This window comes from Phaeodactylibacter luteus (assembly GCF_007993045.1).
GTDB classification, from domain to species: Bacteria; Bacteroidota; Bacteroidia; order Chitinophagales; family Saprospiraceae; genus Phaeodactylibacter; species Phaeodactylibacter luteus.
The window spans coordinates 1-12,952 of record NZ_VOOR01000081.1; the positions used below are offsets into that span (position 1 = coordinate 1).

Annotated in this window: 10 protein-coding genes and 1 pseudogene; 4 read left to right on the top strand and 7 right to left on the bottom strand. The window is 53.3% G+C overall.

The features are described 5' to 3' along the window. The 3 genes from FRY97_RS20780 to FRY97_RS20790 all read left to right on the top strand — a co-directional run. On the top strand, nt 1-1,297 hold a 1,297-nt coding region (locus FRY97_RS20780; protein ID WP_147169547.1), incomplete at its 5' end, for a T9SS type B sorting domain-containing protein. Between the two features lie 345 nt (nt 1,298-1,642). After that, nucleotides 1,643-2,461, top strand: a complete 819-nt coding sequence (locus FRY97_RS20785; RefSeq protein WP_147169548.1) for an ABC transporter substrate-binding protein — start codon at nt 1,643-1,645, stop codon at nt 2,459-2,461. Between the two features lie 49 nt (nt 2,462-2,510). After that, nucleotides 2,511-4,136, top strand: a complete 1,626-nt coding sequence (locus FRY97_RS20790; RefSeq protein ID WP_170254801.1) for a S8/S53 family peptidase — start codon at nt 2,511-2,513, stop codon at nt 4,134-4,136. On the opposite strand, the gene FRY97_RS20795 is transcribed toward FRY97_RS20790, so the two are convergent. The 4 genes from FRY97_RS20795 to FRY97_RS20810 all read right to left on the bottom strand — a co-directional run bounded on the left by FRY97_RS20795 (nt 4,126) and on the right by FRY97_RS20810 (nt 7,883). Next, nucleotides 4,126-4,929, bottom strand: a complete 804-nt coding sequence (locus FRY97_RS20795; protein WP_147169550.1) for an ABC transporter permease — start codon at nt 4,927-4,929, stop codon at nt 4,126-4,128. The two genes, FRY97_RS20790 and FRY97_RS20795, sit on opposite strands and share 11 nt — an antisense overlap. Nucleotide 4,930: 1 nt before the next feature. Continuing rightward, nucleotides 4,931-5,575 carry an ATP-binding cassette domain-containing protein gene (locus FRY97_RS20800; RefSeq protein ID WP_147169551.1) on the bottom strand — a complete coding sequence of 215 codons (645 nt, stop codon included), beginning with the start codon at nt 5,573-5,575 and terminating at the stop codon, nt 4,931-4,933. A 4-nt stretch (nt 5,576-5,579) separates the two neighbouring features. Next, on the bottom strand, nt 5,580-7,232 hold the full coding sequence (locus FRY97_RS20805; protein ID WP_147169552.1) for a S41 family peptidase: 1,653 nt from the start codon (nt 7,230-7,232) through the stop codon (nt 5,580-5,582). Nucleotides 7,233-7,403: 171 nt separating this feature from the next. Further along, nucleotides 7,404-7,883 carry a DUF4174 domain-containing protein gene (locus tag FRY97_RS20810; RefSeq protein ID WP_170254804.1) on the bottom strand — a complete coding sequence of 160 codons (480 nt, stop codon included), beginning with the start codon at nt 7,881-7,883 and terminating at the stop codon, nt 7,404-7,406. A gap of 146 nt (nt 7,884-8,029) precedes the next feature. Here FRY97_RS20810 and FRY97_RS20815 point away from each other — a divergent pair, with 146 nt between their 5' ends. Further along, nucleotides 8,030-8,920 carry a hypothetical protein gene (locus tag FRY97_RS20815; RefSeq protein WP_147169554.1) on the top strand — a complete coding sequence of 297 codons (891 nt, stop codon included), beginning with the start codon at nt 8,030-8,032 and terminating at the stop codon, nt 8,918-8,920. Between the two features lie 191 nt (nt 8,921-9,111). On the opposite strand, the gene FRY97_RS20820 is transcribed toward FRY97_RS20815, so the two are convergent. The 3 genes and pseudogenes from FRY97_RS20820 to FRY97_RS22510 all read right to left on the bottom strand — a co-directional run. Further along, a complete protein-coding gene (locus FRY97_RS20820; protein WP_147169556.1) occupies nt 9,112-10,092 on the bottom strand; it encodes an NAD(P)H-quinone oxidoreductase in 981 nt (326 codons plus the stop codon). Between the two features lie 90 nt (nt 10,093-10,182). Next, a complete protein-coding gene (locus FRY97_RS20825; protein ID WP_147169555.1) occupies nt 10,183-11,835 on the bottom strand; it encodes an aryl-sulfate sulfotransferase in 1,653 nt (550 codons plus the stop codon). A 320-nt stretch (nt 11,836-12,155) separates the two neighbouring features. Next, a pseudogene (locus FRY97_RS22510) lies at nt 12,156-12,952 on the bottom strand (hypothetical protein); the annotation flags it as partial.

The following is a 12,952-nucleotide window of genomic DNA, read 5'->3' on the forward strand; positions in this document are numbered from 1 at the left end:
GCAGGTGGATGTAGACATACCGCCTAAGCCAGCGGCACTTCCTGATACCCTTAAATATTGTGTAGGCGACTCGGGCGAGATTGTACTTGAGGATTATAGTTTTGCATATTTCTGGAAAAACGAAGCCGGCGATATTGTGGCTGAAAATGGGCCGCTTAATATTCCAACTACAGATGCAGGCAATTTTGCCTATTACTTTGAAGCATATAATGGTTGTGGAAGCTTCAGGGATACTGTTACCGTTTTTGTTGTTGAGGAAGGAGCGATTGTTATCCAGCCTGATGAGACGATTGTAGTTTGCAATAACGATCCGCTAACGCTAACGGTCAATGCTCCTCTTGCAGATTGCGTCGTATGGCTGGACGAGAACAGTACAGCTATCGATACAGGAGCGCAAGTAACGGTTATCCCGCAGCCAGGTAACAACATTTATGTCGCGACGCTTCCTGGTTTAGCCTGTGTTACGGCAGATACGGCAGAAGTGGTCTTCATACCAGACGATTTTGAGGTACAGGTAACTGCAAGTGCGGCTGAGGTCTGCCTGGGCACTACCGTATCGCTCACCGCGGCCATTTTGCCACCCAATAACGTAACGGTAGTAACCTGGTACGATAGCGGCTTCAATTTCCTCGGCGAAGGGCTGTCTATTGAGGCAACTCCCACAGTCTCTGGCATACAGACCTACATTGCAGTTGCTGAAAACGGATGCACTGTTGACACAGCTATGCTGGATATATTGGTAGAAGAGCTGATGCTCGATCTGTCCGTTTCCGCCGAGACGATTTGCAATGGGGAAGAAGTAACGCTATCTGTTTCAGGTTGTGACGATTGCACTTACAGCTGGTCGCCAGAGGGGGCTCTTTCCGCTCCGGATATGGCTACAACGCAGGCCTTCCCTGACGTTACTACAACTTACGAAGTTATAGTGGCAGGGGCGGTATGTACAGATACCTTGAGCACGGTGGTTACGGTTGAGGAATGTTTGGATTGTAACGTAGACCTGATTTTTATAGCAGATGCCTTTACGCCAGATGGCGATGGCAACAATGACTTGGTCTGTGTCCGCAGCGAAGTCCTCAATCAGTTTGAGTCAGTTGAGCTCATGATCTACAACCGATGGGGGCAGGAAGTCTATCAGTCGGAAGAGATGAGCTCATTGTGCTGGGACGGTACTTTTGCAGGAGAAGCCCTGCCGCCTGATGTCTACGGCTATGTCCTACGGATTGTATGCCCACCAACGGACACGCAGCCTCGCACAGAGAATGTATTGAAAGGCAATATTACCCTGCTGCGGTAATTTTGCCGATACCGTTTGGGCTGTAAAGCACCAAATTACAGTTTCCCAAAGGGGGTTCCCGGGGCAACAGCTGAATATCAGCTGTTGCCCCGGTACTTTGTTAATAGGGGCGTGAACCAAAATGTCGCAGGCGGTTGCGCTTTTTGGGCTTCGTAGCTTGGCATTGGCCTAGCGCTGCGGAGGGGTGGTAAGCCCGATAGGGCCGAGCGAAGAGCGAGCCCCGTAGCATAGCGGCACCTGCCCTTGCGGCAGGGGCAGGCCCCAAAAAAGACAATCTGGTTTGCGCCTATTAACAGGGGCTCAACCATTCGTGCCTGCAAGTGGTTGAATGAGCAAAACCTGATCATGCCCACAATAAAGGATATGCTAGGGCGTGCCCTTGATGCCCCTGCGCTGCCATACCGGATAATATCTTTAGTGCCTTCCCAAACAGAGCTGCTGTCTTACCTGGGCCTTGGGGAAAGGGTGGTAGGGATTACCAAGTTCTGTGTGCATCCACAAGCCTGGTACCGGTCGAAAGTGAGGGTTGGCGGGACCAAACAGGTCCACTTTGACCGGATCAGCGCGTTAGATCCGGACCTCATTCTGGCCAATAAAGAGGAAAATACCCGCGAAATGGTAGAGGCGCTAGCTGAGGATTACCCCATTTGGGTTAGCGATGTAGACAATCTTGATACTGCCCTTCAAATGATTGGTCAGATAGGCAAGATAGTCGGAAAAGGCAATGAGGCGGCAGCACTAGCCAAGCAGGTACAAGAAGGGTTTGGCAGGCTTAGGCAAGAGGGAGAGCCGCCACTCAGGGCGGCTTATTTGATATGGGAGCGCCCGCTTATGGTTGCCGGGGGCGGCACTTTTATAGACGATATGCTCTGCCGGGCAGGGTTCGAAAATGTTTTCCGGGGGCAGCCCCGCTACCCTGAGTCTAGCCTTGAATCATTGTCCGAGCTAGCGCCCGACGTGGTTTTGTTATCTTCAGAGCCTTTTCCTTTCCGTCAGCAGCACATAGCAGCTTACCGTAAGGCCCTGCCAGAGGCTGCCATACTGTTGGCAGATGGCGAACTGTTCTCATGGTACGGGAGCCGGTTGTTGGACAGCCCAGCCTATTTTGCAAAGCTGAGCGCAGAGGCAAGCCGCCAATTGGCGCATATCCGGCAATCGGGGTAGGGAAAATGCGTTACCTTTGAAAATGAATTCGCCAGAAAAAAGAAATATCATGCGGAGCCTCTTACTTTTCCTGATGTTGGGGATGTTTTGTGGGACCCCCCTTTACAGCCAGCCCATTATGGATGATGACGGCCGGCTGCCAGGGCAGTGGATTGTGCAATTAGAGAAAGGCACTGCTCCGGAGCAGCTGAGCTCTCTATTGGCTACCCGGGCCCCTTTCCCCGCTACTGTGCTCCGGGAAGTTGCCGGCAGCATGGGCATTTACCTGATCGGGCTGGAGGAGCAGGGGCAGGACGCCCGTCAGGTCCGGGCCTGGCTGCAACAGCTTCCTGGAGTACGTGCCGTGCAGGCCAACTACCAGGTGGAAGAGCGGGCACTTCCAGATGATCCGGACTATACCTCGCAGTGGGGGGTAAACAGGATCGGCGCACCTCAGGTTTGGGATTTTGCTCAGGGCGGGGCGACTGTGAATGGGGATACGATTGTATTAGCGGTTGTGGATAGCGGGTTTGAGCCAGCACATGAAGATATTGCCCCTAATATGTGGAAAAACGCGCATGAAGTACCAGACGATGGGATAGACAACGACAATAATGGCTATATAGATGATATTTTTGGCTGGGACTACCGCAGGGACAGCAACGAGCTGTACTTCGATAGCCATGGCTTGGGCGTGGCCGGGCTCATGGGCGCCAAAGGCAATAACGGATTGGGCGTGACCGGTATCAATTGGGATACCCGCTTAATGTGTTTCAGTGTCCAAGCTGTAGACCAGATCATCTCAGCTTACGAGTACATCATTGAGCAGCGCCGCCGCTACAATGAGACGATGGGGGCACAGGGGGCTTTTGTGGTAGGGCTGAATATGTCCATAGGGCTGTCTGGCGCTGTGTTTTGTGAGGAGCAGCCTGTTTGGGGTGGCCTCTTTGATGAGCTCGGCGCGGTAGGCATCCTGACCAGCGCGGGCACGGTGAATACCAACCGCGATGTAGACTTGGAAGGGGATATGCCTACGACCTGCGAGAGCGAATACCTGATGACGGTGCTCAACGCGACGGAAGATGATGACCGCTACAGCAGCTCTGGGTATGGCAAAGTTTCTATTGATATGGCTGCTCCAGGGCAAGGCTCCTATTCTACAGCCCCTTTCAACCGCTATGGCTCTTTTGGGGGCAACTCCGCTGCTGCCCCTCACCTGACAGGCAGCATCGGCTTGTTGTACAGCCTGCCATGCCAAGTGCTTGCAGATTTAGCGCTAAGCGACCCACCTGCCGCTGCCCGGCTGGTGCGTGACGTGCTCTTTGAAGGCGTAGATGTGATGCCCACCTTTAAGCCTTTTTCTGTAACGGGGGGGCGGTTGAATGTGGAAAATGCAATGAACTTGCTGAGCGAGGCTTGCAACGAAGGGGAAAGCGAGGTCGATATTTTTACCGTTTATCCGAATCCGGCAAGCACGTGGGTCAATATTGTTTATGAGACCCCTGATTATGAAGTGTACGAGTTCAGGGTATACAATACCTTGGGCCAACAAGTATACCGTGCTACCGATCGCCCGGTGCAGTTCACCCCCAAAATTTTGGAAGTAGATGTCTCTAACTGGCAGGCTGGAGTCTATATTGTTGAGATTATCCGGGGAGGAGAAATGTCTGCACAGTCATTTGTGGTCACCCGTTAGTGGAGCGCAGGAGGCCGGGCCTGATATTGCCGTAGGCATCAAAGCTGCGGTTGAGGCTGAGGTGGATGGCAAGCAGCAGGCTGATGGCTATACAGGCGAAGATGGCGAGCATGATGGCCAACTGATACCGGATCGCTGTGTCTGGAGAAGAGCCCCCAATGATCTGCCCTGCCATCATGCCCGGCAGAAAGACTACCCCCATGGTTGCCATACTTGCGACAGTAGGGTTTAGTGCTGCTCGCAGGCTTTCCTGGAAAAACGGGCGCAGGGCCTCCTGTCTGCTTGCGCCGGCCGCCAGGCCAAACTCATACCTTTCTTGTTCGGCATACAGGCTCCTGAAGAAAGCGCCAAGCCCGATTATGATTCCTTTCAGCGCGTTGCCGAGCAGCATGCCTCCGAGGATGATAAGGTAAGGGGCTGCGAAAATATCCTCGAGCTTTAATACAATGGTGTTAATGAAAAAGAGGATGCTCAGGGTGCCTATTGCAAGTGCTGCAAAAACAGGAGGTAGGAAAAAACGCAGGTTGAGCCCGCTGTCGTTGGTTGCAGAGAGGGCTGCAAATCCAATCATGCATAAGGCCCAGCCCATATTGGCCCACCATTTGTCCCATTCAAAAAGGTAGAACAGCAGCATAGAGACGGCTGCGAGCTGTACGGTCATCCTAATGATGGCAATGACGGTCCGCCTGACGGTCCCGAGCTGATAGTATAGCATAATCGCTAGCGGGATAATGGCAAGGCCGTAGGCTGCAGCGAGGGAAGCGGTCGAGATGGGGTAAGCGGAAGTGTCCATTTTAGCGTTTGGATAAAGGGAAAGCCAGTGTTCTCCATTGTGTGCTCACAGGCGGATGGTGGGCAGACCAGATTACGGTTGGGCCGGAAAGGCTTTCCAGTAAAGCTGCTACTTTTTCCCGGTTTATGGCATCGAGGGCAGCAGTTGGCTCGTCCAGCAAAATGATACTGCGCTGTAGCGAAAGGGCGAGCGCGATCCCCGCCCGTTGTTGTTCCCCACCGGAAAGCTTAAAAAAGGGCTGCTCAAGCTGTGAGGCTGAAATGTTGAGCTGCTGGCAATAATGATCAAATGCAGCCTTGTGCTGCGGTGCTTCCGGCTGATTGGCCTTAAAGCCAAGGAGTTCGCCGAGGACAGCATAGGCTGAAGCCCGGAAGGCAGGCAGCCGCTGTGGCAGGTAAGCCGTTTGTTGCCTTATTGAGTGCACTGTCTGTGGGCAAAGGCGTTGGCTGTGCAGGTGGATTTCGCCTTCTTGAGGAAGCAGGAAGCCCATGAGCAGCCGGAAAAAGGAGGATTTCCCGCTACCGGACGGCCCGGAGAGGAATACCTTTTCGCCCGGCGGAATACAAAGGTGGCTGATTTGTAAAACCGGTTGCCCCTTGAAAGCCAGGCGGACGTCTTTCAGCAGAATGCCGGAGGGTGGCTGCATAGGGCTACTGCTGACTCGCCGTTTGCGGATTAGGGCTCGTCAAAACCTTTAGTGCTGCATTGACCATGTCATCGCGTTGGTTCCAAATGTAGTAGTAGCCTTTATTGTCAAATAGATGCTTGGCTATGCGAGCCTTGAGCATGTGGCGTACTTCAGCCTGCAAAAAGGGAGGGATCATAGCTGCTATGCCGTCGTCTTTGCTCCGGGCAAAGGATAGAAAATCTGCAACCAATTCTGGCTCAACCTGAAAAGTGCGATCGAACGCTTCCAGGCTAAGCTCCGTCAGCGGTTGCCCTTCCCCGCTTATGTGGCGGAAAACAAATTCGGGCACGTACTGCCGCAGCTCTAGGTAGAGCTCATGGGTGGCCAAAGAATCGATCGGGACAAAAATATCCGGCATAATCCCTCCGCCTCCATAAACGACCCTGCCGTTGTCGGTATAATATGCGGTAGAGTCCTGAATGACCATCCTGGCTTCCGACTCTAGCTCGCCGGTTTCGTAGCGGTCGTACATCTCTTTGTCATAAGCTTCGGGGTCGTCGTATGGTTTTTGGATAGACCTGCCCGAAGGGGTGTAATAGCGGGCCACGGTCAGCCGCAGAGCTGAGCCATCCTTGAGCTTATATTGTTCTTGTACCAGCCCCTTCCCAAAGGAGCGCCGGCCAATGACTGTGCCCCGGTCATGATCTTGTATGGCTCCGGCCAAAATCTCACTGGCAGAAGCGGAGCCTTCATCTATGAGGACAACGATGTCGTCCACATCAAAAAAAGCACGGCCAGTAGAGGTGTAGTCGTTCCGGCTAACGGAACGGCCTTCCGTGAAGACGAGCAATTGGTCTTTCCTGCGGAAAAGCTGGCTGAGGATGCTCGTCGCCTGCTGAAGATAGCCGCCGGGATTGTGGCGAAGGTCGATCACCAAGTCCTCCATCCCTTCTTTTTCTACCATCTCCTCCAAGCCCTTCATGAATTCTTCGTAAGTGGTCGCGCTAAAGCGGTTGAGCTTGATGTAGCCCACCTTATCATTGAGCATGTAAGAGGCGTCTACACTGTTCATCGGTATTTCGTCTCGGGTGATGGTATATTCCCGCAGGGCTGTCTCTCCCCGCCTCAAAACGCCAACCTCTACAGCGGTCCCCTTTTCGCCCCTGAGCAGCTCAATAATGCCAGAGGTGCTCATGTTAACGCCCGCAATGGTGGAATCTGCAATTTGGATGATTTTATCGCCAGCCAGTATGCCCGCCGCCTCTGAAGGTCCTCCCGCTAGAGGCGCAACGACCACGATGGTATCGTCCAGCATCATAAATTCTACCCCAATGCCATCGAAGTTGCCCTCAAGCTGTTCGTTGACTTCCCGCAAGTCTTCAGCAGAAATGTAGTTGGAGTGCGGATCGAGCCTGCCCAGCAGGTCGTCAATCACTTCCTGCAAGAGCGCGTCCCGGTCTACAGGGTCGACGTATTTGGCTTCTACATACCTCAGGATCTCCTCCACTTTCCCTTGCCCAAGCCCATCGGTTGTGGTTTCCTGCTCGACAGCAAGCGCAGGGGCGGCGGTCTGCATCCGCATGCCGATGAGCATGCCGATCACTAAAACAATCGCAAACATCAGAGGGAACCAAACACTGAGCTTGTGAGACTTGGAGGTGTTGTCTTGCTGCATCCTTCAGGCGGTCTAATCAGAAAATTCGGAAAGGTCGGGCGCCCCTGTGAACCCGGGGCATTCCATAATTTACCCATCTTATACAAAAGTAAACAAATGAATGTTGCCAGACTTCCCTGAAATATGGCGGCACTATCTATCAGACTTGATGCGCCGGTGATCATTGCACGGTTAAAATTGCTCACTTTTCCCACTATACTGCCCCGGCGCACCATGTCTCTTCTTTTCCCGCTGCATTTCTATTTTCCGCATTGGCATCCCGTCTATCAAACCCCATAGGGCTTCATGCGCGACAAGCCCTTCCTGCCTAAGTTTCACTGTCCCATCCTTCCCGATGAGCACTACCGTAAGCTGATCAGCTGAGAAAGGCCCATAGGCTTTCAACAAGCCTGCGTGCTGTTGGGGCGTCAGCTCTTGCCCTGAAGGTGAAAGCCCGTACTCCGGGAAAATCTGGTAAACCACCAGATCTCTTGCGGTGACTTCCCCCTGATGCTGCGTCAGAATGGCAAGCTGTCCTTGGAGCGTTGGCGCATCTGCCCTGTTGGCTGCCAAAATCAACGGGCGGCTTTCCCATAGGTGCGCCCGAAGGGGCTGCGCCCACACAGCAACCCCACATAAAAACGAACATGCTGAAAGCAGCAGGTATTTCATAGATGTAGCTTTTGTGTGGCAATGCTTGCGTTGCATGAAATGTTTAACCCGGATGGCTTCTTTTTGCCGTTTATTGTATTTCTGCAGCCCGTGGGCAATAACCACAGATTTCAATAGGTTTAATTGACATCTCAAATCCTTCTCCCATGAAACAAGTCCTTTTTTTCGCTGCCCTTTTTTCCATTCAGCCCGCAACGGCACAGAGCCGGCTGGTAAGCCAAGAGGCTGAAGATTACTACGCTTGGTTTCAAGAACGTTCACAGACTGCCGGCCACTATGTGGCTGGCACCACGCTGCGCTCCTTTTCTGGGGCAGCTACTATCCATGAAGGCCCTTGCCGGGAAGCTGCCATCATTGGCCAGGTAGGGCTGAACAAAGAAATGGTGAACTTGGGTTACGGCGATGATTACTATCTGCCTGAAGATGAGATCAATGGCTACGGTGATTTCTGGTACCATGTCAAAGCCGTATCCTCTTCGGGCAAAAAGGTGTCCGGTTATGTTTGGGGCGGTGATGTCGCCAAAGCCTGGGCTGTTGGTGATGTTGACGGCGACGGCAAAGAGGAGCATCTCCTGTTGGGCCTCGCAAGCCGCCCAAGGGCGTCCCTCAAAAAAATAGAAGCTGAGCTGAAGGTGGTGGGCCAAACCGGGCAGTTGGTTACCGCCCGCATCTTGCCCGGGCTCTGCATCTTTGAAGATTGTGGCGCGAGCGTATTGCTGCGCACAGTGCATGCTGCAGCGGGTTTCGATATGATTGAAGCCAGCACGGTAGCCTTAGGCTGTTGGGCAGGCATAGAAAAGGCCTATTACAGCTTTGATGGCAGCACGCTATCTCCAGCCTATTATGCGGAGTACACTACGGGCACCGTCCATTATAATGAGCCGGTAGTGGTTTCGGGAAAGGCTGGCGCCCAAGTATGCACCTTTAGCACGGAAGATAAGAGCTACGACCCCATCTGGAGCTGTGAGCCTTTGGAAAAAGGAAAAGGGCAGGCTTCCGCTGCTTATGTAGAAGGCCCTGCGCTTGCGGGGAACTGAAAACCATAGGGCTGCAAACCAGATTGCCGTCAGGATGGGGCTTGCCCCTGCCGCAAGGATGAGGGGCCTACCCCTGCCCAACGGCAGGGGTCGCTATGCTCCGGGGCTCGCTGTCCGCTCGGCCCTATCGGGCTTACACCCCTGCGCAGCGCTAGTCCGATCCCAGCCTAAAGCGATAAGGCACTAAACTGTCAGCTGACCTTAAGTATGATTTTCCCTTTTGACTGGTTGCTCTCCATATACTCATGGGCTGCGCCAGTTTCCTGCCAATCGTATACCCGGTCGATAACAGGGCGCAGCGCACCGGATGCAAAAAGCGGCCAGGCAAACTTTTGCAGGTCAGTAGATAAACGGATTTTATAATTCAGGCTCCTGGCACGGAGGGTAGAGCCTAAAATTTGAAGGCGCTTTCGCAAAATGGGGGCAAGGTTTAGCCCCTCAGCTATAGGCGTGCCCAAAAAAGCCAGCATGACCATTCGGCCTTCTACCGCAAGGGCATCTAGGTTCTGCTGAAAATAAGGCCCGCCAATGAAATCCACGATGACGTTAGCCCCGCTGCCCCCTGTCAGCTCCCGGATACGAGCAGCAAAGTCCTCTGACCGATAATCTATGGCGGTTTTGGCGCCAAGCTCAAGGCAAAGGCTGTGCTTTCCCGCTGAAGCTGTGACAAAAGGGGTAGTGCCCATCGCTTTGGCCAGTTGTATAGCAGCAGTGCCCACCCCGCTAGCCCCGGCGTGGATCAAGACATTCTCACCGGGCTTGGCTTGTGCCAGCCAGTTTAGGGACTGAAAAGCAGTCAAGAAAACTTCCGGGATCGCCGCTGCTTCTGTTGCTGAAAAGCCCTTTGGCCAAGGCATCGCCAAGCGGGCAGGGACTACCGCGTACTCTGCGTATCCGCCCCCGCCGAGGAGTGCACAAACCTTGTCCCCTTTTTTCCACTGTATGGCTTGGCTGCCCAGAGCAACTACTTCGCCAGCTATTTCCAGCCCCATGATCTCGCTTTCCCCCGGTGGCGGAGGGTATTTGCCCATACGCTGAAGGGTATCTGCCCGGTTTAGGGCACTTGCTTCCACGCGGACCAGGATTTCATTTTCATTGGGTACAGGCTTTGGGTAATCCCCAATGAAGAGCTGTTCTGGCCCCCCGGGTTTTTTCAGCTGTACGGCTTGCATGCTTGACATAACAGAGGTGCTTTTGGTGTAAAAAAAGGGTGTGCACAGCAGGCACACCCCCTAATATCGTAAAAAAAGTGGAGGCTCCCCTTAGCGCGTCAGTATGATTTTCTGAGGCTTGCCCTTTTGAGTTTCTAGCCAGTACAAGCCCGCAGGATGCTGCTCCAGGCTTAGCTGTTGCTGGCCTTTTTTGAGGTACAGGGTTTGGACAAGCTGCCCCATACTGTTGAGCAGAAAGGCGGTGCAAGCACGCTCCGCTTCTATATTGGCCCATCCCGAAGTGGGGTTGGGGTAAACTTTTATGGTGGCAGGGGGAGCGGGCTGAGGCATTACGGAAACGATATTGCCACAAAACCCTGAATTGGGCTCAAGCTCGATATACCCCTTTGGAGATAAATCCTTGCCCTCAAAGGCGGGATAATTAGTATCGTACCGCTTGATGCGGAAGGTCAGGTTGTCATTCAGGCCAAGGCTGGCACCCTGAACGGCCGGCTGGCCAGCAATGAGAGGGGTCCGGTATTCCCACACCACTTCGTTATCCGGGGTGATTTCAAAGCTATAGCCATTCCGGCCAGAGCAAATCAGCAAATTATCGTTTGGGAGGACTTGTACACTTGATAGCCCCGATGAGCTTAGCGGCAGCGTATCCGGGTGTACGACAGTGCGGTCAAACTGCTCAGGCCCATAAGCGCCGCCGTTGTAATCGTAATCGGATGTTGTGCTATTGAAGGGGGGGGTGAAAAGGTTAACGGTAGAATAAGTAGGGGCTACCCGGTTGTTGAATACTGCCAACTGCCCTTCATACCCGGGCGTGGCCACCCAATGCAAGTCGTGCGGATAGAAGAGCTTTTGGTCGGCAGCTGCACCTTGCCGGTAAGCAAGTGGGTTGCCCCAGCGGTAGAGCAAGTCTCCTCCTTTTCCAGCATTGCCGCCAGTATGCCCTGCAGCCTCCTCGGTAGTCGTACTGTGGTCAATGACCCAGACCTCTGAAAATGTAGGGACAGAGATCAAGATCTGGTCCAGCTCAGGGTTATAGTCTATCGCATTGACGTGGAGCCAATCCGGGTGGCCGTCGTTGGTCTGATAATTGAGATCGATCAGCTCCGGATGGGCAGCTACTTCCCCAAAATTAGCTTTCTCTGGGTCAAAGTCTTGTATGAGGTGGTCCCAGGCATGCCATTCCCACACCACTTCATCGGTGGAAGGGTCAACTTCTAAGATGTAATCCGGCCAGATGGCATCCCAGTTTTCGAGCAGTTCGGGGTTGCGGCCCATGGCAATAGCTTCTGCCTTGGTTTTGACTTCCCAAGAGATCATCAAAATATTCCCGTTTGGCATGGGCGCGATATCGTGGTGGAGCCTTTTTTCGGCAGAGTTCTGCTCAAACTGCCAAAGGAGGTTGTTGTCCCAATCCCGTATTTCAACAATAGCCCCTCCACCTCCTGCCCAGATGGGGTCATTGGTAGGGGAGTTGGCCAGCCTTTTGGTCTTGGCCAAGTTGCCATTCGCGAGCAGGTAGGAAGTATTGCCCGGACGGTACTGAGCGGAATCGGGCCAGCTGTGGACCACCCGCCCGCAGTTGTCTAGGAGGTAGGAGGTAGGCTGATTGTGAGGGTAGATCAAGTTGTAGCCGTCGTAAGCTCGGTTGCTATCAAGGTTGAGCAGCCCCACTGTATTTTGGGCAGCTACTGTGCTGAAGCTGCAGGCCAGCAAAAGCAAGAGGATTTTTGTTGAGGTGCACATAAGTCATGGTTGTAGTGCTGCACTAGACAGCGGCAGTCAATAAAAAGCGTACCGTATCCAGCACATAGGTTGAATACGGTACACAACTGGCTCATAGAGCCGTTTGGGGAGGCTTAGGGCCTATTTGGATGTTGGCTTTCTAGGCAAGAACAGGCAGTTTTTGGGTTAGACAAGGCACGAAAACCGGAGTTTAGCCAAGTCCCGCTTTTGATGCACAAAAGCGGGAATGGTTTTCGGAACGAAGTATGAGCAAAAACTGCTGTTTGCAGACCGATTACTAAAGTCCCAACACGCTCTCTAAAGTCCAAACAGGCGCTTACTTACTTCAGCGGAGGCCAGTTGGAACCGTCAGGACGGTTAAGCACCACTGTGCCAAACTCGCCATAGGTGTTCTCCCAGCTCAGTGTCAGTTCAGAGCCATCAACACTTTCCACGGTATAAGTCCAGGTATCGCCGTAGTTGTCCACACCTTCCATGGAGATGGTGTTGCACAGCTCGCTTTGGGAGCACTCATCACAGCTCTCGTCTGTATAGCGCACAATAGCAAGCGTGCCCCAATTGGAAGCAGCGCCACCGTAGCACTCTTGGTAAGTGCCGAATGCGAAGTCGTCGAAGACATACTTGCCCGTTTCTGTCTCTGTGATGGTCACCGTGCCGGTCAGTGGGTCACCGTCACAGAAATAGCCGGTGCTGGTGTACTCATAAGTGCCGGGCACCTTGGTAGAGCAGCTCACGCTGACCCCTACGCTAGCTCCGGTCACGTAAGTGCCAGAAGCCGTGGTCACCTCAAAAGAGAAACGGAAAGCGTCGCCCACTTTCATGTCAGCAACAGATTGGCCCGTGCCTTCCAGCGCATCTTGCAGTGAAATCTGTATGGTTGCTGGCACTGAGCTTACTGTTGCATGCTCAAGCTGCCCGCCCCCATTGAGGCTCTTCAAGATACGGATAGAAGTTGCAGATTCTCCAAGCGTAGTGATATCAAAAGAAACAGGGGCATCAGGCGCGCCCGTATCAAAAAAGTCTGGCGTAGGGCTGGAGAAAGAAACAACAGCTCCTTCATTGGAGAACAGGTCCGGTGCGTCCGGCGCCAAGTCTATTTCATCCTCACAAGACTGAA